The organism is Limnohabitans sp., from assembly GCF_031539175.1.
Taxonomy (GTDB): Bacteria; Pseudomonadota; Gammaproteobacteria; order Burkholderiales; family Burkholderiaceae_C; genus Limnohabitans.
Genome location: NZ_JAVKLQ010000060.1, coordinates 19,387 through 41,784, shown reverse-complemented (window position 1 = coordinate 41,784; position 22,398 = coordinate 19,387). Strand labels below are relative to the sequence as shown.

Sequence of the window (22,398 nt, the reverse complement as noted above, 5' to 3'; positions counted from 1 at the left end):
CAAAATAGGCAACATGCACGACCCCATCCCTGAAAGCCGCGACACCCACGCCAACCAATTTGCCTTACTCAGGCAACGTCGGTTTGCACCTTTCTTTTGGACGCAGTTTTCGGGGGCGGCGAACGACAACTTGTTCAAGTTTGCGTTCACCGTGATGGTGACCTACCAGCTCAGCGTGAGCTGGTTGCCCGTCTCCTTGGCGGGCTTGGTGATTGGGGCACTGTTCATCCTCCCCTTCTTGTTGTTTTCTGCCACGAGCGGCCAATTGGCTGACAAGCTGGACCAGGCCGCGCTGATGCGCCTCGTGAAGAACTTAGAAATCGGCATCATGGCCTTAGCCGCCGTGGGCTTTGCTACGCAGCAAGTGGCGGTGCTGCTGCTGTGCACGTTTTTGATGGGCCTGCACTCCACGCTGTTCGGCCCCGTGAAGTTCGCTTACCTACCCCAAGTGCTGAAAGAGCACGAGCTCACCGGTGGTAACGGCATGGTCGAAATGGGCACGTTTGTGGCCATTTTGCTGGGCAATGTGGCGGGCGGTCTGCTGGTGGCTATGCCTGAGGTCGGTCACACCGCCGTCGCTGTGGCGTGCGTGGCCGTGGCCGTGTTGGGCCGACTCTTCAGCGGCGCAATTCCCTCAGTACCTGCGACCGCGCCTGATTTAAAAATCAATTGGAACCCGATCACCGAAACCCTGCACAACCTACGTTTGGCGCGGGCCAACCCGACGGTGTTTCGCGCCCTGCTGGGCATCAGTTGGATGTGGTTTTTCGGCGCCATCTTCTTGAGCCAATTCCCCAGCTTCGCCAAAGAAGTGCTGCATGGCGATGCACAAGTGGCATCGCTGCTGTTGGTGTTGTTCTCGGTCGGTATTGGCGCGGGCTCGCTGTGGTGCGAAAGCCTGAGCCGCCAGCGCGTGGAAATGGGCTTGGCGCCGCTCGGGGCCATCGGCATGACCGTGTTTGCGGTCGATTTGTACTTGGCTTCATGCGGCTTGCCCGACGTGCCCATGATGGACATCACCACCTTCGTCGCAAACAGCGCCCACTGGCGGGTGATGGCTGACTTGGTGTTGCTGAGTTTGTTTGCTGGCATTTACAGCGTGCCCATGTACGCCTTGATTCAGCAACAAAGCCACACGGCAGAATGCGCCCGCATCATCGCGGCCAACAACATCATCAACGCGCTGTTCATGATTGCCAGCTCGCTGATCGCAGGGGCTCTGCTGGGCGCAGGCATGACCATCCCCGAAGTGATCTTCTGGACGGGCGTCGCCAACGCGGTGGTCACACTGGCGATTTTCATGGCTGAGCCTTTGTACCTGCAACGCTTTGCCGGATGGCTGCGCTCTGTTTGACACAACGCAAGCATGCGGTCGCCATTTGCCATTAAGCTCCCAATCACCTTGACATGCCGCGCACGGCTCTCAACCCCGCTGCGACGCCCTTGATTTGAAAGTTCTGCCATGACTGACACCCTCACCGCACCAATCGCCACCCGCGAAGTCACCCTCGCTTGGTCTGACGCGCTGTCGTTGGAGCTCGACTTCATGGACGACACCCACCGCGAATTTGTGGACCTTTTGGCCGCCACCGAATTGGCGGACGACGAGACCTTGGTAGAGCGCTTCAGCGCCTTGATCGACCACACCGACGACCACTTTGGCCGCGAAGACCAGTGGATGAAAGACACGCAGTTTTCATCCAGCAACTGCCACGCCATGCAACACGATGTGGTCTTGCAGGTGATGCGCGAAGGTCTAAAGCGTGGCAAGGAAAAAGGCGACTTGGCGATGATTCGTCAAATGGCGCACGAGCTGGGCATTTGGTTCCCCCAACACGCCCAAACCATGGACGCCGCCTTGGCCCTGCACTTGCGTCGTGTCGGTTATGACGCCGAGACAGGGATTGTGTCGGCACCTGAAGCCTTGCCTGAGGGCGAAATTCACGGCTGTGGTGGGGACACCTGCTCTTAAGCTGCTTTGGTTTTTGCTTTTGCTTTGGCTTGGGCGGTGCTTGCAACTTGGGCATCTGCTGCAGCGAATGTCCCCCAGCAAAGACAAGAAACTTAAGCGTACCGAGTACGCGCCAACGCAGCCCCCGCAGCCAAGGCCTCAAGCTTCCTCACCGCCACCTCGCGGCTCATAGGCGCCAAACCACAGTTGGTGCAAGCAATCAAACGGTTCTTAGGCACGTACTTCAACGCCATGCCAATCGTGTCAGCCACTTGCTCTGCGGTTTCAATCACATCGCTGGCCACGTCAATCACACCCACCATCACGTCTTTGCCTTCCAACAACGCCATCATCTCGGGCGGCACATGCGAGTGGTAACACTCCAAGCTCACCTGCTGGATGCTGCTCTTGGCCAGAGCGGGCAATACCTTTTCGTATTGACGCCACTCGTCACCCAAAGTCTTTTTCCAATTGTTGTTGGCCTCGATGCCGTAGCCGTAGCAAATATGAACGGCCGTGGTGCAGGTCAAGCCTTGTGCAGCGCGCTCTAGCGCTTTGACGCCCCAGTCTGCAGCTTCGTCCAAGTAGACGTTGAACGCTGGTTCGTCGAACTGAATGATGTCCACACCATCGGCTTGCAAGGCCAAGGCTTCTTGGTTGAGCAATTCAGCAAAGGCAAACGCCATGTCAATACGGCCTTGCACCGCATCTTTGCCTTTGCCGTAGAAACGGTCGGCCACGGTGTCGACGATGGTCATGGGGCCGGGCAAGGTGAACTTGAGTTTCTTCTTCGTGTGGGCGCGGGCGAGCTGCGCTTCAAACGCATGCACACGGCCTTTGAGGCGTAGCGGCGCGATGACTTGCGGCACCTGCGCGTCGTAGCGGTTGTTGCGAATGCCCATCGTCACTTTGTTTTCAAAGTCGATGCCTTCGACCTGCTCTAAAAAGCCGTGCACAAAGTGTTGGCGCGATTGCTCACCGTCGCCCACCACATCGAGACCGGCGTCTTCTTGGGCTTTGATCCACAACAGCGTGGCATCGGCTTTGGCTTGCAAAAGCGCGTCACCTTCGGCTTGCCACTTGGGCCAGAGTTTGTTGGTCTCGGCCAACCATTCGGGTTTGGGAAGGCTACCGGCGATGGCGGTTGAAAACATAGGGAGGCTCCAGTGAGGGGTTTGAGAATTGAAATATCAAGCTTGAGCGTCTGCCAGCGCAAACTCTCGCGCCAGCAACTCGTACGAACGGGCTTGTGCGGCAGGCTCATGTGTCCAAGTGATGATGACCACTTCGTCGACCTGCAAACGGTCTGCCAAGCGGCGCAGTTTGTCCGCCACTTGCGGTGCGCTGCCCACCAAAGCGTTGGCGCGCAACTCGGCAAATGCCACGTGTTCCGACGGGGTGTAGTCGCCCACGGCTTGGTCGGGCGGCAACAGCGCACCAATGCGGCCGGTGTTGCGGTCCAGCTTCCAACGTGCACGGCTTTGGAACAAACGCCAAGCGTCGTCTTCGGTGTCTGCGGCCAAAGCCCAAACACACACGGTCGCGCGAGGCTTGGGGCTGGCGTCAGTGGCGCGGAAGTTGGCACGGTATAGGTTCAGGGCATTGTCTGCGCCTTGCCCATCGGTGATGAAGTAGGCAAAGGCGTACGGCAGGCTTAAGTGAGCTGCGAGTTGTGCGCCGTAATCGGAGCTGCCCAGCATCCACACATCGGGTGAGGTGGGGCAACTGGGATAGGCAAACACGCCATACCCGGGATGGCCAGCGGGCAAGGGCTCGCCGGTCACCCACGCTTGCAGTTCCATCACTTGCTGCGGAAAGTTGTCAGAGGCGTGGCGATCGGGGTTGAGCAACTGCGCGGTACGGCCATCGCTGCCGGGCGCGCGGCCGACGCCAAGGTCAATGCGACCTGGGGCCAGCGCATCGAGCACACGAAACTGCTCAGCCACTTTGAGGGGGGCGTAATGCGGCAACATGACACCCGCACTGCCCAAGCGAATGCGCGTGGTGCGTGCGGCAATGGCGGCCATCAACACCTCGGGCGCTGAGCCCACGATACTGGGGTGACTGTGGTGTTCACTCACCCAAAAGCGGTGGTAGCCCCAAGCCTCGCATTGCGTGGCGAGCGCCAAAGTTTGACGGATGCTGGCGTCTTGGCTTCGGCCAGACGCAGCAGCGGATTGATCGAGAACAGATAATTTTTTAAGCACGGGCGTGAGCTTACCTTCAGACAGATGTCCTGCTTGTGGGCCAGGTATTCACATCCGCACTTCGCACGACAAAGCGGCGATGGCTCAAGCCTTTTGTCCTTCAGACTCTTGCAGCAAACGCCACATCACTTTGCCGCTACCGCTCTTAGGCAACACATCGACAAATTGCACTTGCGTGGGCGCTTTGTAAACCGCCATGTTTTGACGGCACCAGTCGATGATGTCTTGCTCCACCACCACGCCTTTGTGGCTGGCGCGCAGCACCACCACGGCCTTGACGGTTTCACCGCGGTAGCTATCGCGCGAGGAGATGATGCACGCCTCTTGAATGGCGGGGTGCTTGAACATCAATGCTTCCACCTCGGCAGGCCACACTTTGAAACCCGAAGCATTGATCATGCGTTTCAAACGGTCGGTGATGAAGAAGTAGCCGTCTTCGTCCACGCGACCTAAATCACCAGAACGGAAGAAACGTTTGCCTTCCAACTCAAAGAAAGCAGCGGCGGTGGCATCAGGACGTTTCCAATAGCCGTTGAACACTTCAGGCCCGTGAATGACGATCTCGCCCGACTCGCCCTGTGGCAGCTCTTGCAAGGTTTCTGGATCGACGATGCGGGCATCGGTGCTGAGAAACGGAATGCCCAAGCACTGCTGCTTGGGCGCATCGGGCGGGTTGTTGTGTGACGGTGCCGCGGTTTCGGTCAAGCCGTAGCCTTCGCTGTAACGCAAACCATACAACTCAAACAAACGCTGCGCCACCGCTTGCGGCATGGCCGCACCACCACCGCCAATGTGGACCAAGCCTTTGAGGTCGAACTTGTCAAAGTTGGGGCTGCCCAACAAATCGATCACCATGGTGGGAATGTTGGTCCAGTGCGTGACGCGCCACAGCGAGATCAAACGGCCGGCCAATTCGCGGTCCCAACGCGGCATCAACACCAAGGTGGCCCCCAAGTAAATGCCGGAATGCATGACGCTGGTCATGCCCGTGATGTGGAACATGGGCACCACCAACAAGCCCACGTTTTCGTGGGTGCCGTTACCCCAAATGGCGGAGGCCATGGCGTTGTGCATGAGGGTGCGATGCGGATGCATGCAGCCTTTGGGCAAGCCCGTGGTACCACTGGTGTAGGGCAACACGGCCAAATCATCCGGACCAACGGTCAAGGGCCCCAAGGGCGCCGTGCTGGCCAATGCCTCTTGCCAGCTGTGTGCTTCACCACCGTTGAGGCTGGGTAAGGGGTGTTGGGTGAACAACCAGTCGTGCCACGACACGGGCGGGGCGTTGTCACCCTCCACCTGTGGGTCAAACGTGTCTGTGAAGTGCGTCACCACCAAATGGGCCAAACCCTGCCCTGCGGGCAATTGGTTGCTGGCACTGGCCAACTCAGCGGCCAGATCGGCAGTGGTGATGGCCACTTTGGCGTCGGGATCGGTGATGTAGTGCTTGAGCTCTTCGGCGCGGTTCATCGGGTTGACCGGCACCACCACGGCATTGGCACGCAGAATTGCAAAGTGCGCAATCACCAACTGCGGGCAATTTTGCATGTTGAGCACCACGCGGTCGCCCTTTTGCACACCCAAGCTTTGCAAATGCGCCGCCAAGGTTTCTGCCTTTGCTTTCAATTCGGCATAGGAGATGCGCGTACCTAAAAAAATCAGCGCTGTTTTTCTTGGAAACCGGCGTGCACTGGTTTCTAAGTTATCCCACAACGAGGTATCAGGCAGAGAAATGGCATGCGGCACGCGAGCGGGCCAAAAACGGTGGTGTGATTTCATGCGCGCTAGGGTAGCGCTTGTGCTCTGCCAAGCACATCGGGGAAAGGCCCTAGGACAAGGCGCAGGGGGTCACTTGGGCGTCAGCTGCTGGCCTCAACGCCGTCGTGAAGACGCCCCGTTCAAGCAGCCTGCGATCGTGCGCGGCGGTTGATTTGACGCACCGACATCAAGGCATCAAAGAACCCACGCAACCAATCCATGTCGACTGGTTTTTGTAACATTTGCACACCGTCAGGCAAACCGCCTTTGGCTTTCACTTCATCCGCGCTCATGCCCGTGATGACCACCACAGCCAAGTTGCTGAACAAGGCGTGTTCGCTGAGCGTTTTCAAGAACTGAAAGCCATCGACATTGGGCATGCGCAAGTCGGTCAACAGCACTTGGGGTTGCAAGCTGGGCATGTCCAACAAAGCTTCCATCGCGGATGAGTACATCACGGCATCCAGTGGCAGTCCCCATTTGTCAAAGTTGGCCTGCAACATGACGCGGGTTTCGTCGTCGTCTTCCACAACCAACACGCGCAAGCGGTCTTCGCTGAGCATCAAAGAAGCAGGTGCCAAATTGTGGCGACGCTGGTAATCTTGGATCGATTGCAATGAAATGCGACGGTGCCCGCCTTGGGTTTTCCAAGCCTTGAGATCGTTCTTTTCGACCAAGCCCTGTACAGTGCCCACCGAAATGCCCAGCACCTTGGCTGCATAACTGGTGCCGCAATAGCCGTCGTAGGCTTCTTTATTGGTTGTCAGACTCATAGAAAACTCCTAAATTGAGCGTTTTTACATATTTCGTATTATTTTAGTCGATTTACAGCTTCATCAATGAATACTTAACAAATCATGAACAACAACACACTCACTGCAGTTCAGGGGATCAAGGTCGGACACCAGACTGACAAGCGCCGCCCCACGGGCTGTACAGTCGTACTCACGCCATTTGGAAGCGTTGCAGGCGTCGATGTGCGAGGTGCAGCGCCCGGCACACGAGAAACTGATTTGTTGCACCCAAGCAACACGGTGCAACACATACACGGCTTGGTTTTGAGTGGCGGCAGCGCTTTTGGCTTAGACGCGGCCTCTGGCGTGATGCGTTGGCTCGAAGAACAAGGCCACGGATTGCCCGTCGGCCCCGTGTGCGTGCCCATCGTGCCCGCCGCCGTGGTGTTTGACCTGTGGGTTGATGACTTTGAGAGTGCAGCCTACCAACGCGGAGAACGTGTGCGCCCTGATGCCCATGCGGGCTACCAAGCCTGCCTCGCAGCCAGCAGCGCGCCTGTGCCACAAGGCAATGTGGGCGCGGGCGCGGGTGCAACGATTGGCAAGATGAATGGCCCGCACTGCGCCATGAAAGGCGGCGTGGGCAGCGCTGCACTCACCGTCAACGGCATCACCGTGGCGGCCTTGATCGTTTGCAATGCCTTGGGTGACGTGATCGACCCACACACAGGCCAACTCTTGGCGGGCGCACGCATCGCCCCCAACAGCCGCGAACTGCTCGATATTCGACAAGCCCAACTCACAGGCCAAGCGATAACCAGCCCCAAGGCTGGCAGCAACACCACCATCGGCGTGATCGCGACCGATGCGGTGCTCACCAAACCCCAGGCCCATCGTTTGGCGCAAGTGGCCCACGACGGCTTGGCCCGCAGCATCTGCCCCGTGCACACGCCCATGGATGGCGACACGTTGTTTGCACTGGGTACAGGCACCAGCGGCCAAACAGCAGACATGATGCTGCTCAGCACCTTGGCCGCCGAAGTCACCGCCATGGCCGTGGTGAACGCCATCAAAGCCGCCCAAGAGTTGCGAGTCGGCAGACACTGGTGGCCAGCCATGACGCCATGAAAAAAGGCCCCGTCCTTTCAGACGGGGCCTTCAGGACTGAGCCTTTGACGAAGCAAGCAAAAATTACTTCAAAGCCTTGAAGCGCACGCGCTTGGGTTTGGCACCTTCTTCGCCCAAACGTTTCTTCTTGTCGGCTTCGTACTCTTGGTAGTTGCCGTCGAAGAACACCCATTGGCTGTCGCCTTCAGCGGCCAAGATGTGTGTGGCAATGCGGTCAAGGAACCAGCGGTCATGGCTGATCACCATCACAGAGCCTGCGAATTCCAACAGCGCATCTTCCAAAGCGCGCAAGGTTTCCACGTCCAAGTCGTTGGATGGCTCGTCGAGCAGCAACACGTTGCCGCCTTCGATCAAGGTCTTGGCCAAGTGCAAGCGGCCACGCTCACCACCTGACAACATGCCGACTTTCTTTTGTTGGTCGCCACCGTTGAAGTTGAAGCGGCCGCAATACGCACGGCTTGGCATTTGGAACTTGCCCACGTTCATGATGTCCAAACCGCCGGAGATGTCTTCCCACACGGTTTTGTCATCGTTCAGGTCGTCACGTGACTGATCCACAAACGCCATCTTGACGGTTTGGCCAATCTTCACTTCACCGCTGTCTGGCTGCTCTTTGCCTGCAATCAGCTTGAACAAGGTTGATTTACCTGCACCGTTGGGGCCGATGATGCCGACGATGGCGCCCGCAGGCACTTGGAAGCTCAGGTTGTCAATCAACACGCGGTCGCCAAACGACTTGCTGACGTTCTTGAACTCAAACACTTCATGGCCCAAACGCTCGGCCACAGGAATGAAAATTTCCTGGGTTTCGTTGCGCTTTTGGTATTCGTGATCAGACAACTCTTCAAAGCGGGCCAAACGGGCCTTGCTCTTGGCTTGTCGGCCTTTGGGGTTTTGACGCGACCATTCCAATTCCTTCTTCATGGCCTTGGCGCGGGCGTCTTCGGTGCGCTGCTCGGTGGCCAAACGGGCTTCTTTTTGCTCCAACCAAGTGGAGTAGTTGCCTTTGTAGGGAATGCCGTGGCCACGGTCGAGTTCCAAAATCCACTCGGCCGCGTTGTCCAAGAAGTAACGATCGTGGGTAATCGCCACCACCGTGCCTGAGAAGCGGGCCAAGAACTGCTCCAGCCAGTCCACCGATTCGGCGTCCAAGTGGTTGGTGGGTTCGTCAAGCAACAACATGTCGGGCTTAGACAGCAACAAAAGGCACAAGGCCACACGGCGCTTTTCGCCACCCGAAAGATTGCCAATGACAGCGTCCCACGGTGGCAAGCGCAGCGCGTCAGCGGCGATTTCGAGTTGGTGGTCTGAGGCATCACCCGAGGTCGAAATGATGGCTTCGAGTTGGGCCTGCTCTGCGGCCAAGGCGTCAAAGTCAGCATCTTCTTCAGCGTAGGCCGCGTACACCTCTTCGAGGCGGGCTTGTGCAGCCTTGATGTCGCCCATGCCGCTTTCGACGGCTTCGCGCACGGTGTGCTCGGCATTGAGCTGGGGCTCTTGGGGCAAATATCCGATCTTCAGACCGGCCATCGGAATGGCTTCGCCTTCGATCTCGGTATCAATACCGGCCATGATCTTGAGCAAAGTGGACTTGCCCGAACCGTTGGTGCCCAGCACGCCGATCTTGGCGCCGGGGAAGAAAGACAAAGAAATGTCTTTGAGAATTTGACGCTTAGGCGGCACGATCTTGCCGACGCGGTTCATCGAAAATACGTATTGAGCCATCTGTAACCCTGAATAAAAATGAGCTGAAACTGGCCACCCCGCGGGTGCCAGCTCAAGACCACAACCGAAGCCGCATGGGCTGGCTGTGTCTGTGCAACCTTTTATTATCCCAGCTTATGGAGGCAGGGGCCCGGCGCGGCCTATCTCAATCGAGTTTGATGCCCAAATCGACCGCCAGTTTGATCCAAACGGGCACTTCACTTTCCCAGTCTTTGCGGGTCTCCGCCAAATTTTTGGGCTTGTTAGGGATGGCGAAGGTGTCGCGCAACTTAGCCGCCCTGTCTGTGTTGGACCAAGCCACCGCTTCGTCGGCCAAAAGTTTCAACACCGACTCAGGCGTCCCCGCTGGCGCCATCAGCGGCAAGCCCCCCTCTAGGGTGACCAGCTTGGCCGTGTCGCCTTGCTCCATCAGGGTCGGCACATTGGGCAGCTTGGGGGATCGGTAGCTGCCCGTGACGCCAATGGGGCGCACACCGCGCGAGGCCACGGAATTGAAGGCGAGGAAACTGCCCACCGCAACTTGAAGCTGACCCGACGCGACATCCAGCCACATGGGGGCTTCCCCGCGGTAGTGCACCGATTGGATTTGGGTGCCTTGTGTGCGGTTCGTTTGGTCAGCCACCATGTGCGGGTAAGAGCCCGGGGCGTAGGTGCCCATCGACGTGGGGTTCTTTTTGGCCCATTCGACGAATTCAGCCATGGTGCGCGCAGGAATCTTGTCGCTAATGCCCACCACCAACGGTCCCGATGGAAACACGGTGACCGGCGTGAGGTCTTTGTCGAGGTTGTAAGGCAGCTTGGAATAAAGAATGCGGTTTTGCCAAAAAGTGCCCGAAGTACTCATCACCAGCGTGTAGCCATCTGCAGGCGATTTGGCCACCAAGTCAATGCCAATGATGGCGCCCGCGCCGGGTTTGTTGTCAATCAACACCGGCACGCCCAATTTGACCGACAGGTGCTCGCCGTAGCTGCGCGCCAGTGCATCGGTTAAGCCGCCAGGGGGAAAGGCCACCACGATCTTGATTGGCTTGGCCGGCCACTTGGGTGTTTGCCCCCAAGCTGGCCCCAAGAGCGCGGTGCTGCCCAACGTGGTGGCCGTGACCGCCGTTGCGGCCTTTAAAAATTGACGGCGATTGTTGTTGTTTGGCATCGTTGTCTCGAATCTGTTGTTGATATAAATAGTCATTTCTCGATTCCAGTCTAGGCGGGACACGTGCACCTTGACATTGGGGTTTGAACCCATACCCCACAGGCGATCACACTGCCAAAAAACGGTGAAACCACAGCATCGCTCGGCTTTGTGCCACAATGCAAGCCGTTGCAGCCTCCAGTAGTTGCAACATCAGCACTTCTGCTGGGGCCTGACCTAGGCAACGCTCAAAACAAGCGCCTGCGGTTTCCATGCCCACCTTAAAACTTATCGGCCAACACTGGTAACTGCCACCCGCAGTTGAATGAGTCGATAAATGCGCCGGACATGGCGCTCTATCCAAATGAACTTTGAAGAATTGAATCTGGCTCCGGCCATCCTGAAAGCCGTGCTCGAGCAAGGCTACGAAACGCCAACCCCTATTCAAGCCCAAGCCATTCCGGCCGTCTTGGCGGGCCATGACTTGTTGGCAGGCGCCCAAACCGGCACGGGCAAAACAGCCGCATTCACCCTGCCCTTGCTGCACAAGCTCACCATGAGCCGCAGCACCGAAAATAAATTTGGCGTCTACGGCGTGCGCGCCTTGGTGCTGACCCCCACCCGTGAACTCGCCGCCCAAGTCGAAGAGTCGGTGCGCAACTACGGCAAATACCTGCAACTCACCTCCACCGTCATCTTTGGTGGCGTGGGCATGAACCCCCAAGTGGCCCGCATCAAAAAAGGTGTGGACATCTTGGTGGCCACCCCTGGCCGTTTGCTCGACTTGCAACAGCAAGGCTTGCTCGACTTATCCACTGTGGAAATCTTGGTGCTCGACGAAGCCGACCGCATGTTGGACATGGGCTTCATCCATGACGTCAAGAAAATCTTGGCCTTGGTGCCCAAAGACAAGCAAAGCTTGTTGTTCTCCGCCACCTTCAGCGACGAAATTCGCGAACTCGCGGGCAACTTGCTCAAGAACCCACAAAGCATTCAAGTCACGCCCAGCAACACCACGGTGCAACGCATCACGCAAGTGGTTCACCCCGTGGGTCGCGGCAAGAAAAAGGCTTTGCTCGCCCACATCATCAACGAGCACAACTGGAGCCAAGTGCTCGTGTTCACGCGGACCAAATTTGGTGCCAACAACGTGGCCGAGTTCTTGACCAAGAACGGCATCAGCGCCATGGCGTTGCACGGCAACAAGAGCCAAACCGCACGTACCCAAGCCTTGGCTGGCTTCAAGAGCGGTGACATCCGCGCTTTGGTCGCCACCGACATTGCCGCACGCGGCATTGACATCGACGAGTTGCCACACGTCGTGAACTACGAAATTCCCAACATCAGCGAAGACTATGTGCACCGCATTGGCCGCACCGGTCGTGCCGGCTCCAGCGGCGAAGCCGTGAGTTTGGTGTCGTTGGATGAAGAGGGCTTCATGAAAGACATCGAACACTTCACCAAACAGCAAGTGCCTGTGGTGAACGTCGAAGGCTTTGGCCCTGAACCCGATGAAAAAGCCGAACCCATCGCCATGGGCCGTCAAACCCTGTGGGGTGGTTTGGGCAAGCCCCCAGGTCGTGACGTGATGGCTGCGGCTGCCAAAGCTGCGCGCGGCGAAATGATGCAACGCATTCGCGACACCAAAGCTACGGGCGGCGGTCGCAATGCAGGTGGTGGTCGTGGTGGCCAGGGCGGTGCCTCTGAAGGTCGCGCCCCTCGCCCCAGCGGCCATGTGAGCCGTGACCGCGTGGGCGATCGTCCCGCACGCGATGGTGAACGCGCCCAGTTCGGTGACCGTCCCCCGCGCAGTGGTGAACAGCGTCCAGCCCGTGATGGAAATCGTCCACAGGGCCAAGGTGCTCGTCCCCCCCGCCAGTTCGACAACCGCGGTCCACGCAACGACGCACCACGCCCACCGCGTGACTTCGATGCGCCCCGCGCACCCCGTCGCGATGACGACGAGTTCCAACCCCGTGCCAATGCGCACTTGGGCACCCAAAGCGGCGTGAACGCTTTTGGTCACAAAACACAAGGTGGCGGTCAGCGCCAGCCTGATCCCACACGCACCAGCGTGGACCTGATGACCGAGCGCAAACGCGGCGGTGGTGGTGGCTATGGCCGCCGTCCTGGTGGCGGTGGCGGCGGTGGTCGCTCAGGTGGCGGTGGTGGCCGTTCCGGCGGTGGATTTGGCGGCGGCGGTGGTGGCTACGGTCGCTAAACCCAAACCCTAACTGTCAAAACCCGCTTGGGCGCCAGCCTCAGCGGGTTTTTTCATGGGCGAGGGCGAAACCTGTCAAGTCATGCAGACGCGCTTTCGGGTCGGCACTCAGGCACAGGCGTCGGCAATGCCTCTTGGACATAAAACGCCCGCAAATTCGCCATCGTCAAATCTGCCATATCGCGGCGCGTTTCTTCGGTGTGACTGCCAATATGGGGGGTGAGCACCACTTGGGTCAAACTGCGCAATTCAGCGGGCACGCGAGGTTCGTCCCAAAACACATCAAGGCCCGCCCCTGCGATGGTTTTGTCTTTCAAGGCTTGCACCAACGCAGCTTGGTCGACCACGGAAGCGCGTGCGATGTTGATCAAAAAACCTTTGGGCCCTAGCTTTTGAAGCACGTCGGCATTGACCAAGTGTTTGGTCTGTGCGCCACCGGGGGTGGCCACCACCAAGAAATCAACCGCGTCGGCCAAAGACGCCACATCGGCATGAAAAGCGTAAGGCACGTCGGCCTTGGGCGTGCGACCGCAATAGGCCACGGTCATCTCAAACGCCTCGGCGCGCTTGGCAATGGCTCGCCCAATGCGCCCCAACCCCAGAATGCCCACCCGCTTGCCCGACACACGACGGGTCATGGCAAACGGCTCCATTGCCCAATCGCCATTGCGCAAAAAATGATCGGCCTGCGGAATGCGTCTGCCCACGGCGAGCATGAGGCCCAAGGCGAGGTCGGCCACGTCGGCGGTCATGGTGCCGGGCGTGTGCGTCACCACGATGCCGCGCTCTTGAATGGCGTCCATCTCTATGCCGTCGTAACCCACACCGCACAACGCGATGAGCTTGACGTTGGGCAACATGCTGAGCAATTTTTTATCCACCTTCGATTCGCTGCCCGTGCCCACCAGCGCGGTCACTTTGGTCAACGCTTCAGGGTCAATGATGTGGGCATGGTCGTGCACGATGTAGTCCTCTTGCTGCAAGGCGTTCGTCAAGAACACAGGCAAGTTCGATACTTTCATGAGGTGTTGGGTCATTGCGTGCCTCCCGCAAATTGTTTCAATGCGCTAACTCTACCTCTTCATTGGCTAACATCCTGCACATGACTGAAGGCACCCCCACACTCGACCTCAACGGCCCCTTGGCCAAGCTCACCCTGCGCCGCCCTTCGCTGCGCAACAGCCTCAACGACGACGACCTCAACACCTTGCTCGCCCACTTCGAGGCCATCAACGCCAACCCCGATGTGCACGCGGTGGTGCTGCGGGCAGACACGCAGGGTCAAAAACATCCCGTGTTCAGTGCGGGGTACCACGTCGGCGGTTTTGACAACGACCCCATGGCTCCGCTGTTTTTTGAAAAAATCCCTGAAGCACTGCAACGCTTGCGCCCCGTCACGGTGTGCGCCTTGAATGGCAGCGTCTACGGCGGCGCCACCGACTTGGTCTTGGCCTGCGACTTCACCGTGGCGCAAAAAGGTTTGCATTGGCGCATGCCCGCCTGCGCGTTGGGCTTGCACTACTACCCCAGCGGCCTGCGCCGCTACGTCAGTCGTTTCGGGCTCAACGCCAGCAAACGGGCCTTCTTATTGGGCCAGTCATTGCGTTTTGAAGACCTAGCCAAGCTCGACCTGTTTGAAGCCTTGGTGCCCGCCATAGACTTTGAAGCGGCGATGCAAAGCATCACTGATACTCTGAAAACCATGTCGCCTTTGGCACTGCAAGCCACCAAAAAGAGCCTCAACGAGATCGGCGCAGGGCTATATTGCGAACCGTTGCTCAAAGAGCGTTCACGCCAATCCGTGCACAGCGCTGACTTCGCCGAGGGCCGCGCCGCCTTTGCACAACGCCGTACGCCGCAATTCACGGGTCGTTGACCCACCTGCCATTGAAAGCGTCCATGACCTCACCGCAAGACACCCTCGCCACATGGCTCGCCGAAGAAGCCGCCGTTCGCGCACGCTTGCTGCCCGTTGGTATCACACCGTTCAACGAGGTGCTGCCACGCACGGGCTTGCAGCTCATGCAAGGCATGCTCAACGGCGAATTACCGCCCTCGCCCATCGGCCGCACGATGGACTTCATCTTGATCGAAGCGCGTGAAGGCCATGTGGTGTTTCAGGGCGCGCCCAGCGACGCTCACCTCAACCCCATGGGCAGCGTGCACGGTGGCTGGTTCGCCACCTTGCTGGACTCGGCATTAGGCTGCGCTGTGCACACCCTACTGCCGCAAGGTCGCGCCTACACCACCACCGATTTGAGCGTCAAAATGCTCAAAGCCATCACGCCCAAAGTTCAACGCGTGCGCGCCATTGGCGAAATCATCCACTGCGGGCGACAAGTGGCCTCCGCGCAAGCTCGCTTGGTAGGTCCCGACGGCACGCTGTATGCGCATGCCACCACCACCTGTTTCGTTTTTGATTTACCTGGACAACCCAAACCATGAGACTGCTTCACACCATGCTGCGCGTCGGCGATTTACAAAAATCCATCGACTTCTACACAAAAGCCATGGGCATGCAACTGCTGCGCAAAACCCACAGGCCCGAGCAAAACTACGACCTCGCCTTCGTCGGCTACGGCACCAACCCCGACCATGCCGAGATTGAATTGACCTACAACTACGGCGTCAGCAGCTACGACTTGGGCACCGCCTATGGCCACATCGCCATCGGTGTACCTGATGTGGTGGCCACTTGTGCACAGATCGAGCAAGCGGGCGGCACCATCACCCGCGCCCCCGGCCCTGTCAAAGGCGGCGCCACCATGATCGCCTTTGTGCAAGACCCCGACGGCTACAAGATCGAGTTGATCGAACGTCCCGCCCTGTAAACACCCGATTGAAACGTAAAAAAGGGAGCTACAAGCTCCCTTTTTTGCTGGACATCTGTCCAACCATTTCAAACCCCGCCGCTTGGCAAGGTCCGTTCAACAGAAAAGGCTTAGCCCTTCTTGGCGTAAGCCGAGCACCAGCCTTTGCCAGCCACTTGCTTGCCAGCAAACAGAGGGCAGCCACCGGCAGCCGCATCGGCCTTGCCTTGGAACAAAGCGCAGTTGGTGCATTGCTGACCTGCGGCATATTTGGGTTGCTTGGCTTTGTCAACTTTGGTGGCATCCGCCTTGTAGCTCAAAGCAGCCGCTTGTGGATCAGACTCGGCCACCATGGCTTGCGCTTGGGCAGTCGTTGCCAAAGCGGCGACGCCAGCAGCAGCCACAGATTGCATGATGAAAACACGGCGATTGGTTGGGGTGTGAGTGAATTGAGTCATGGTGTGATTTCAAAAGAGGGCCAGAAGATGCTGGCAAGCGCTATCTTAGCGACACTGAAAACAAGGGCCATTGATTCGCATCAATGGCCCTTATGGCGCGACCTGATGTCAGGCTAGGTTCAGGCTTGGGCGGTGTCTTTCAACACTTGCGCCGTGATGGGCAAGCGACGCACGCGCTTGCCTGTCAACTTGGCCACCGCGTTGGCAATGGCAGGTGCCACCACCGCGGTGGCGGGTTCGCCAATGCCGCCTGGCTTTTCGGAGCTTTGGACCAACACAATGTCAATCTTCGGTGCTTCGTGCATGCGCACGGGCTGGAAGTTGTGATAGTTGGTCTCTTGCACGCGGCCACCAGTCATGGTGATTTGGTGCTTCAACGCGGCGCCCATACCAAAGATGATGCTGGATTGGATTTGCGCTTCCACCGTATCGGGGTTGACCATGTGGCCCAAATCAGCCGCCACCGACACGCGGTGCACTTGCACTTCGCCATTGGCATCCAAACTCACCTCCGCGACTTGGGCCATGTAGGTGTCATAGCCTTCCATCAAAGCGATGCCCAAGGCATGGCCTTTGGGCAAGGGCTTGCCCCAGCCAGCTTTGTCAGCGGCCAGTTTCAGCACATTGGCAAAGCGGGGCTTGCCAGCCAACAAACCCATGCGGTAGGCGTAAGGGTCTTTGCCTGCAGCTTTGGCCAACTCATCGATGAAGCTTTCATTGGCGAAGGCGTTCATGTTGTGGCTCACCGCACGCCAGTAACCCACGCGAACACCCGTGTCGTGAATCACCAAATCATGCTGGGTGTTGGCAATGTTGTAGCCCGTCACCGCGGCTTCGGCCATGAAGGGGTCCAGCGTCTCTTTGGGCAGACCAAACGCGCGTTGGGTGATCGACTGTGAGGCCACTTTGAAGTGCATTGCCACAGGCGTGCCCGATGCATCCAAACCAGCTTTGAGCTGGTTCACACCCACGGGACGGTAGAAGTCATGCGTCATGTCATCTTCACGCGTCCAAACCAGCTTGACGGGTTTGTTGACGGCTTTCGAGATTTCGGCAGCTTGAACGATGAAATCCAGCTCCAAGCGACGGCCAAAACCGCCACCCAAGAAGGTGGTTTGCAGTGTCACGTCTTCGGGCTTGAGACCCAAAGCGCCAGCCACCGCACCTTGTGCACCTTGTTGGAACTGGGTTGGGCCAATCAACAGGGCTTTGTTGCCTTGCACATGGGCCGTGAAGTTCATCGGCTCCAAGGGCGCATGCGCTTGCATGGGAATGACGTACTCGGCTTCAATCACTTTCGCAGCGCTCTTGAACGCAGCAGACACATCGCCTTGAGGCTTGATGATTTCCAACACTTTGCCCGTTTTCAGCGCTTGACGGGTGCCGTCGATCACGCTGGCATCGCTCAAAGCAGCGCCAGCGCCCTCGTCCCACTGAATGCTCAGCAGGTCACGGGCTTTCTTGGCTTGCCACCAGCTGCTGGCCACCACGGCCACGCCGTCGCTGATTTGCACGACGTCGATCACACCGGCAGCGGCCTTGGCTTTGGATCCGTCAAAGCTCTTGACCTTGCCGCCAATCACAGGGCATTGCGCCAGCGAAGCGTACACCATGCCTGGCAACTTCACGTCAATGCCGAACTCGGCCGTGCCGTTGACTTTGACGGGCGTGTCCACGCGCTTGGTGCGCTTGCCAACAATTTTGAAATCTTTGGGTGACTTGAGGGTGGGCTTCTCTGGCACAGGCATGGTGGCAGCCGACTCAGCCAACTCGCCATAGGTGGCTTTGAGGCCTTTGGGGCCCGTGATCACGCCTTTGTCGGCCTTGAGCAAGTCTTTGTCAACGCCCCAACGTGCGGCAGCAGCAGTCAGCAGCATTTCGCGCACTTGGGCGCCCGCGATGCGCAGCTTTTCCCAGCCATCACGCACCGAGGTCGAGCCGCCGGTGATTTGTGCGCCCAACAAGGCGTTCACATAAACCGCAGCAGGAGGCGCTGCCACCACTTTGATTTGCTTGATGTCGACGTTGAGCTCTTCAGCGATCAACATGGGCATGGAGGTGTACACGCCTTGACCCATTTCGGAACGGGCCGACAGCAAGGTGATGACGTTGTTGTCGGCAATGTGCACCCATGCGTTGGGGGTGTACACGGTGCCAGCCGCCATGGCTTCGCCTTGGGTACCGGGCAAGTTAAAGCCCAGCATCAAGCCGCCAGAAACGGCAGCAGAGGCTTTGAGGAAGGAACGACGCGAAGTGTGTGTCTGTGTCATGTGGGTTCTCCGTCCGTTCAAGCTTTGCGCATCGTGGCGGCGGCATCTTTGATGGCAGCACGCACACGGGTATAGGTGCCGCAGCGGCACAGGTTGCCACTCATGGCTTGGTCGATTTCAGCATCGCTGGGGTTCTTGTTTTTGGCAAGCAAGGCGGCTGCGCTCATCAACTGGCCCGATTGGCAGTAGCCGCACTGGGGCACATCGTGCTTGATCCACGCCACTTGCAGGGGGTGGGTGTTGTCTTTAGACAAGCTTTCCACGGTGGCCACTTTTTTGCCAGAGACGGTCGAGAGCGGTGTCTGGCACGAGCGCACGGGCTGGCCATCCACGTGCACAGTGCACGCGCCACACAAGGCCGCACCGCAGCCAAACTTGGTGCCAGTCAGGCCCAGCTCATCGCGAATCACCCACAACAGCGGGGTGTCAGTTTCGGCATTGGCCTTGGCGGCTTTGCCGTTGATTGAGAAGTCAACGCTCATCGAGGTCTCCTGTTTTTAAAAAAGTTCCAGAACGGCGCAAGCATAGTGGCCACAGATGCGTTCAAAATGAGGCTTACCCTAGATTCAGTCCCTCAAAGCTCAATCTTTCTCACATTGAAACAGCGCACCTAGTGCGATTACTTATGAACGACATTGCCAATCTTCGTAAAAGTTACGAACGCGCTGAGCTCAACGAATCGGCATCGGCGGCCAACCCCATGCAGCAATTCGAGCAATGGCTCAAAGAAGCCATCAACGCCGAAGTGCCCGAGCCCAACGCCATGACCTTGGCCACCGTGGGCAGCGACTTGCGTCCCAGCACACGCGTGGTCTTGATCAAGGGCTACGACGCGCGCGGCATTGTGTGGTTCACCAACTACGACAGCCGCAAGGGCCAGCAACTCGCGGGCAACCCCTTTGCCGCCCTGCAGTTTCATTGGGTAGAACTGGAGCGTGTGGTGCGCATCGAAGGCCGCGTGGAAAAAGTCAGCGAGGCAGAAAGCGATGCCTATTTCAACAGCCGCCCCCTCGACTCACGCATTGGCGCCTGGGCCAGCCCACAAAGCCAAGTGATTGACGGGCGCATGACCTTGGTCAGCAATGCCGCCAAATACGGCGCACAGTTTTTGCTCAACCCACCCCGCCCACCGCATTGGGGTGGTTACCGCTTGGTGCCCGAGCAGTGGGAGTTTTGGCAAGGCCGCAAGAGCCGCTTGCACGACCGTTTGCGCTACCGCAGCAACAACGCAACGCACGCAGAATCCGCCACAGCATGGGTTCGCGAACGTTTGGCGCCCTAACCCGCCACGTCAGAAACTGGCTTGCAAGCCTAGCTTCAAGCTGCGCCCAGCCAAGGGTGGCGCGTTGGTTCCCATGGTTTGGGTGAGCACGGAGGTGGCGGAATAAGCCAATTGATTGGTCAAGTTATCCAGCTTGGCAAACACCATCCAATGCACGGCACCGGTGTGGGTGTGGTAATTCAGCGAAGCATTCAACAAGGTGTAACTGGCGGTGGTGACGTCGCCCGCATGGGGCACACGGTTTTGCGCCCCCGCATACAACACACCAAGGCGGGCGCCCCAAGCGGCTTGGGTCCACACCCAATCCGCGCCCAAACGCATGGGCGCGATGCGGGGCAAGAGGCGGTGGTAGGTCAAGTCATCGGCACGAACCATGTCGCCACGCAACTCCAAATCTAGGTTGCCGTGCGCGGCATTGGACGTCCAAAACGCTTGTTGGCCGCCCACCATGCGCAGCTTTGCGGTCGTTTCCAAACCCACAAAACGGGCTTGCACGCTCTCGTACTGGTACACGGGCAAGCGGTCTGAGCTGGTCGCGCTGACGAGGGCACCGCTGGCATCTTTGAACTCACCCGTGGGTTGCAGCGACACATAGTTGGCAAAGCGCGAGACAAAGCCCGTCACGCCAAACGCATGCGGGCCCGCTTTCCATGCGCCCCCCACGTCGAACTGCGTGGCCTTTTCGAGGGCGCTGCGGTGATCGCCTTGTTCGTAGGTGCCTGTGGCAGCGTGCGGGCCGTTGGCAAACAACTCGTAATCTTTGGGCGCACGTTGGCTCCAACCTAGGTTGCTGGTGAGTTGCCAACCGTTTTGCGCTTCACCTTGGCGAAAGTTACGCAACACCCCAAGCGCCACACTGTGCGGTGTGAAGCGTTTTTCTTCCGAAGGGAATCGCGTGGGGTCCGTGTGATCCAGCGACGCCACCACCACGCCTTCGGTGCGTGCCGCCGCGCTGACATGACCCCATGCTGTTTTCAAGGTTTGCAACGTGAACAAGGCAGAGCTTTGGGTGCGGCTCGACGGCACAAACGCCTCAGCACCTTGCGCGGTCAAGCGGTTGCCTTCGCGCTGTAAGCCCACCACCCCGTCTAATTGCAAGCCTTGCCCTAAAGCGCGCGCTTGCTGGCGGGCTTCGACACGCAAGGCGTTGCCCGCGTTGTCAAAACGAGTGCCCACCTGCTCACCTGGGTATTCGGTGTGGGTGTATTGCGTGTAACCCCACTGAAACTTGAGCGCTTGCAGCAACGCTCCGCCTTCACGCCACTCGCCTTCCATCACCGTGTGGCGGCGCTGCATGCCAATGGTCACATCCGGCTCTGCCACGGTGCCATAGCTGCTGCGGTATTCGCTGGTCGACAAACCCAAATAACCCCTGTCCAACAGCAAGGTGCCCCCCACGCCGCCGCCTTGTGTGTGGCTGGACGAATTGCACACACGCGTCTGGCGGGTGGTCACACCATTCACCGTGCAATCCATGGTTTGCGGAACACGCAGATTGCCGGTGTGGCGGTCAAAGGCATCCAGATGCAAGGCGAAGCGGTCGTTCCCAGCCTCCACCATCGCGCCAGTGCTGCGCTCGTCGGCCGCACCACCTGCGCGCAGCTCGGCTTTGCCCATGGCGCCGCCTTGTGCCTCAAAAGCAGGTTCACGGGCAATGCGGTTGTCGATCACATTCACCACACCGCCCAAGCCACTGCTGCCATACAGCAAAGTGGCGGGACCGCGCAAAATCTCAATGCGCTCCGTGGTCAGAGGGTCTATCGGTACGGCGTGGTCAAAGCTCAGGCCCGACACGTCCATGTTGGCGCCGCCGTTTTGCAAAATCTGAATGCGGTCGCCGTCCAAACCACGAATGACGGGTCGTCCCACATTGGGCCCAAACGCGCTGTTCGCCACGCCAGGCAAGCTGTCAAGCGTGTCGCCCAAGGTGCTGCCTTGGCGTTGCGTCAGCGCCGCGCCCGAGAGCTGTTGCACAGGCGCCGTCAAAGTACCCGCAGCCTCTGGGCGTGCTGTGATGGTGACTTCAGCCAGCGCCTGAGCCCCAACCCCACCCACATGACTTGATAAAAAAGTGGCCACGGCGACAGCCGTGGCATGCCGAAAATCAATCACGCCTGACCCGATCTGCAAAAGTCTTCAAAAACTTCTGCACTTTGGGGGTCACCACGTAAGCGCAATAAGCTTGGTCGGGGTGGTTTTGAAAATAATCTTGGTGATAGGCCTCGGCCGCTGAGTAGTTGCTGAGCATGTGTAACTCCGTCACCACTTGACCGCCCAAACTGGCATTGACCTCGTCCAACACCTGCTGCGCCACCACACGGTCGGCAGGGTCGCTGAGGTAAATGCCACTGCGGTACTGCGTGCCTGCGTCGTTGCCTTGACGGTTCAACGTGGTGGGGTCGTGGATGACAAAGAAGATTTCCAACAACGCCCGCAAATCAATCGCAGACGGGTCGTACACCAAGCGCACCACCTCGTTGTGCCCTGTCGTGCCCTCGCACACTTGCGGGTAGGTGGGGTTCAGCACGTGGCCGTTGCAATACCCCGACTCCACATCGAACACACCTTGTACGCGCACAAACACAGCCTCTGTGCACCAAAAGCAACCCCCACCTAAAGTGATCACGCGGGCGTTTGGCAAGGCGGTGTGAGGTGATGTTGGCATGGGGGCGATTTTAGGGTTGGCTTTGTGACAAAACAGTCATTGAAGGAGACGCATGTTCGG

Annotated in this window: 20 protein-coding genes and 1 pseudogene; 8 read left to right on the top strand and 13 right to left on the bottom strand. The window is 58.6% G+C overall.

The features are described 5' to 3' along the window. Positions 1-13: 13 nt before the first annotated feature. Positions 14-1,348 (top strand): annotated as a pseudogene (locus tag RMS95_RS11100) (MFS transporter); the annotation flags it as partial. A 114-nt stretch (positions 1,349-1,462) separates the two neighbouring features. Then, positions 1,463-1,972 carry a hemerythrin domain-containing protein gene (locus RMS95_RS11095; protein ID WP_310646163.1) on the top strand — a complete coding sequence of 170 codons (510 nt, stop codon included), beginning with the start codon at positions 1,463-1,465 and terminating at the stop codon, positions 1,970-1,972. Between the two features lie 92 nt (positions 1,973-2,064). Here RMS95_RS11095 and RMS95_RS11090 read toward each other — a convergent pair whose 3' ends face one another. From RMS95_RS11090 to RMS95_RS11075, 4 genes are all read right to left on the bottom strand, one after another. Then, a complete protein-coding gene (locus RMS95_RS11090; protein ID WP_310646162.1) occupies positions 2,065-3,105 on the bottom strand; it encodes a methionine synthase in 1,041 nt (346 codons plus the stop codon). A gap of 36 nt (positions 3,106-3,141) precedes the next feature. Beyond that, on the bottom strand, positions 3,142-4,158 hold the full coding sequence (locus RMS95_RS11085; RefSeq protein WP_310646160.1) for an LLM class flavin-dependent oxidoreductase: 1,017 nt from the start codon (positions 4,156-4,158) through the stop codon (positions 3,142-3,144). 84 nt (positions 4,159-4,242) lie between these two features. Continuing rightward, positions 4,243-5,937 carry a long-chain fatty acid--CoA ligase gene (locus tag RMS95_RS11080; protein ID WP_310646158.1) on the bottom strand — a complete coding sequence of 565 codons (1,695 nt, stop codon included), beginning with the start codon at positions 5,935-5,937 and terminating at the stop codon, positions 4,243-4,245. A 119-nt stretch (positions 5,938-6,056) separates the two neighbouring features. Then, positions 6,057-6,689: a response regulator gene (locus tag RMS95_RS11075; protein WP_310646157.1), complete on the bottom strand. Its 633-nt coding sequence runs from the start codon at positions 6,687-6,689 to the stop codon at positions 6,057-6,059. Positions 6,690-6,773: 84 nt separating this feature from the next. Between RMS95_RS11075 and RMS95_RS11070 the strand changes: the two genes are divergently transcribed. Continuing rightward, positions 6,774-7,778 carry a P1 family peptidase gene (locus tag RMS95_RS11070; protein WP_310646155.1) on the top strand — a complete coding sequence of 335 codons (1,005 nt, stop codon included), beginning with the start codon at positions 6,774-6,776 and terminating at the stop codon, positions 7,776-7,778. 63 nt (positions 7,779-7,841) lie between these two features. Here the strand turns inward: RMS95_RS11070 and ettA are convergent, their stop codons facing one another. The 3 genes from ettA to RMS95_RS11055 all read right to left on the bottom strand — a co-directional run bounded on the left by ettA (position 7,842) and on the right by RMS95_RS11055 (position 10,906). Then, positions 7,842-9,503, bottom strand: a complete 1,662-nt coding sequence (ettA, locus tag RMS95_RS11065) for an energy-dependent translational throttle protein EttA (RefSeq protein ID WP_310646153.1) — start codon at positions 9,501-9,503, stop codon at positions 7,842-7,844. Between the two features lie 145 nt (positions 9,504-9,648). After that, on the bottom strand, positions 9,649-10,653 hold the full coding sequence (locus RMS95_RS11060; RefSeq protein WP_310646151.1) for a tripartite tricarboxylate transporter substrate binding protein: 1,005 nt from the start codon (positions 10,651-10,653) through the stop codon (positions 9,649-9,651). Between the two features lie 106 nt (positions 10,654-10,759). Next, on the bottom strand, positions 10,760-10,906 hold the full coding sequence (locus tag RMS95_RS11055; RefSeq protein WP_310646149.1) for a hypothetical protein: 147 nt from the start codon (positions 10,904-10,906) through the stop codon (positions 10,760-10,762). A 90-nt stretch (positions 10,907-10,996) separates the two neighbouring features. Between RMS95_RS11055 and RMS95_RS11050 the strand changes: the two genes are divergently transcribed. Further along, positions 10,997-12,853 (top strand): DEAD/DEAH box helicase, encoded by a 1,857-nt coding sequence (locus RMS95_RS11050; protein WP_310646205.1) that lies wholly within the window; start codon positions 10,997-10,999, stop codon positions 12,851-12,853. An 80-nt stretch (positions 12,854-12,933) separates the two neighbouring features. Here RMS95_RS11050 and RMS95_RS11045 read toward each other — a convergent pair whose 3' ends face one another. After that, positions 12,934-13,890, bottom strand: a complete 957-nt coding sequence (locus tag RMS95_RS11045; protein ID WP_310646148.1) for a 2-hydroxyacid dehydrogenase — start codon at positions 13,888-13,890, stop codon at positions 12,934-12,936. A 65-nt stretch (positions 13,891-13,955) separates the two neighbouring features. Between RMS95_RS11045 and RMS95_RS11040 the strand changes: the two genes are divergently transcribed. The 3 genes from RMS95_RS11040 to gloA are packed head-to-tail and all read left to right on the top strand — an operon-like array spanning position 13,956 to position 15,684. Next, a complete protein-coding gene (locus RMS95_RS11040) occupies positions 13,956-14,729 on the top strand; it encodes an enoyl-CoA hydratase/isomerase family protein (protein WP_310646146.1) in 774 nt (257 codons plus the stop codon). 23 nt (positions 14,730-14,752) lie between these two features. Continuing rightward, positions 14,753-15,298: a PaaI family thioesterase gene (locus RMS95_RS11035; protein ID WP_310646144.1), complete on the top strand. Its 546-nt coding sequence runs from the start codon at positions 14,753-14,755 to the stop codon at positions 15,296-15,298. Then, the gene (gene gloA / locus RMS95_RS11030) at positions 15,295-15,684 is read left to right on the top strand and encodes a lactoylglutathione lyase (RefSeq protein ID WP_310646143.1); all 390 of its coding nucleotides are present in this window, start codon (positions 15,295-15,297) and stop codon (positions 15,682-15,684) included. Before RMS95_RS11035 ends, gloA begins: the two co-directional genes overlap by 4 nt. A gap of 110 nt (positions 15,685-15,794) precedes the next feature. Here the strand turns inward: gloA and RMS95_RS11025 are convergent, their stop codons facing one another. The 3 genes from RMS95_RS11025 to RMS95_RS11015 all read right to left on the bottom strand — a co-directional run bounded on the left by RMS95_RS11025 (position 15,795) and on the right by RMS95_RS11015 (position 18,873). Then, positions 15,795-16,121 carry a high-potential iron-sulfur protein gene (locus RMS95_RS11025; RefSeq protein WP_310646141.1) on the bottom strand — a complete coding sequence of 109 codons (327 nt, stop codon included), beginning with the start codon at positions 16,119-16,121 and terminating at the stop codon, positions 15,795-15,797. Positions 16,122-16,240: 119 nt separating this feature from the next. Beyond that, positions 16,241-18,391, bottom strand: coding sequence for a xanthine dehydrogenase family protein molybdopterin-binding subunit (locus RMS95_RS11020; protein WP_310646139.1), 2,151 nt, complete (start codon positions 18,389-18,391; stop codon positions 16,241-16,243). 17 nt (positions 18,392-18,408) lie between these two features. After that, positions 18,409-18,873, bottom strand: a complete 465-nt coding sequence (locus RMS95_RS11015; RefSeq protein ID WP_310646138.1) for a 2Fe-2S iron-sulfur cluster-binding protein — start codon at positions 18,871-18,873, stop codon at positions 18,409-18,411. A gap of 143 nt (positions 18,874-19,016) precedes the next feature. On the opposite strand from RMS95_RS11015, the gene pdxH reads away from it, so the two are divergent. Further along, positions 19,017-19,673, top strand: coding sequence for a pyridoxamine 5'-phosphate oxidase (gene pdxH, locus RMS95_RS11010; protein ID WP_310646136.1), 657 nt, complete (start codon positions 19,017-19,019; stop codon positions 19,671-19,673). Positions 19,674-19,682: 9 nt separating this feature from the next. On the opposite strand, the gene RMS95_RS11005 is transcribed toward pdxH, so the two are convergent. Both RMS95_RS11005 and msrA read right to left on the bottom strand, forming a co-directional pair. Further along, positions 19,683-21,785, bottom strand: coding sequence for a TonB-dependent receptor domain-containing protein (locus tag RMS95_RS11005; RefSeq protein WP_310646135.1), 2,103 nt, complete (start codon positions 21,783-21,785; stop codon positions 19,683-19,685). Continuing rightward, on the bottom strand, positions 21,778-22,338 hold the full coding sequence (msrA, locus tag RMS95_RS11000) for a peptide-methionine (S)-S-oxide reductase MsrA (protein WP_310646133.1): 561 nt from the start codon (positions 22,336-22,338) through the stop codon (positions 21,778-21,780). Before msrA ends, RMS95_RS11005 begins: the two co-directional genes overlap by 8 nt. Positions 22,339-22,398: the final 60 nt, after the last annotated feature.

What these genes read in the sequence shown, in the direction of transcription:
- RMS95_RS11070 (WP_310646155.1), top strand. Translation starts at nt 6,774, where the DNA reads ATGAACAACAACACACTCACTGCAGTTCAGGGGATCAAGGTCGGACAC.
- RMS95_RS11050 (WP_310646205.1), top strand. Translation starts at nt 10,997, where the DNA reads ATGAACTTTGAAGAATTGAATCTGGCTCCGGCCATCCTGAAAGCCGTG.
- pdxH (WP_310646136.1), top strand. Translation starts at nt 19,017, where the DNA reads ATGAACGACATTGCCAATCTTCGTAAAAGTTACGAACGCGCTGAGCTC.
- RMS95_RS11015 (WP_310646138.1), bottom strand. Translation starts at nt 18,873, where the DNA reads ATGAGCGTTGACTTCTCAATCAACGGCAAAGCCGCCAAGGCCAATGCC.
- RMS95_RS11055 (WP_310646149.1), bottom strand. Translation starts at nt 10,906, where the DNA reads ATGGAAACCGCAGGCGCTTGTTTTGAGCGTTGCCTAGGTCAGGCCCCA.
- RMS95_RS11035 (WP_310646144.1), top strand. Translation starts at nt 14,753, where the DNA reads ATGACCTCACCGCAAGACACCCTCGCCACATGGCTCGCCGAAGAAGCC.
- RMS95_RS11075 (WP_310646157.1), bottom strand. Translation starts at nt 6,689, where the DNA reads ATGAGTCTGACAACCAATAAAGAAGCCTACGACGGCTATTGCGGCACC.
- RMS95_RS11025 (WP_310646141.1), bottom strand. Translation starts at nt 16,121, where the DNA reads ATGACTCAATTCACTCACACCCCAACCAATCGCCGTGTTTTCATCATG.
- RMS95_RS11020 (WP_310646139.1), bottom strand. Translation starts at nt 18,391, where the DNA reads ATGACACAGACACACACTTCGCGTCGTTCCTTCCTCAAAGCCTCTGCT.
- RMS95_RS11040 (WP_310646146.1), top strand. Translation starts at nt 13,956, where the DNA reads ATGACTGAAGGCACCCCCACACTCGACCTCAACGGCCCCTTGGCCAAG.
- RMS95_RS11095 (WP_310646163.1), top strand. Translation starts at nt 1,463, where the DNA reads ATGACTGACACCCTCACCGCACCAATCGCCACCCGCGAAGTCACCCTC.
- RMS95_RS11045 (WP_310646148.1), bottom strand. Translation starts at nt 13,890, where the DNA reads ATGACCCAACACCTCATGAAAGTATCGAACTTGCCTGTGTTCTTGACG.
- msrA (WP_310646133.1), bottom strand. Translation starts at nt 22,338, where the DNA reads ATGCCAACATCACCTCACACCGCCTTGCCAAACGCCCGCGTGATCACT.
- RMS95_RS11060 (WP_310646151.1), bottom strand. Translation starts at nt 10,653, where the DNA reads ATGCCAAACAACAACAATCGCCGTCAATTTTTAAAGGCCGCAACGGCG.
- ettA (WP_310646153.1), bottom strand. Translation starts at nt 9,503, where the DNA reads ATGGCTCAATACGTATTTTCGATGAACCGCGTCGGCAAGATCGTGCCG.
- RMS95_RS11090 (WP_310646162.1), bottom strand. Translation starts at nt 3,105, where the DNA reads ATGTTTTCAACCGCCATCGCCGGTAGCCTTCCCAAACCCGAATGGTTG.
- gloA (WP_310646143.1), top strand. Translation starts at nt 15,295, where the DNA reads ATGAGACTGCTTCACACCATGCTGCGCGTCGGCGATTTACAAAAATCC.
- RMS95_RS11080 (WP_310646158.1), bottom strand. Translation starts at nt 5,937, where the DNA reads ATGAAATCACACCACCGTTTTTGGCCCGCTCGCGTGCCGCATGCCATT.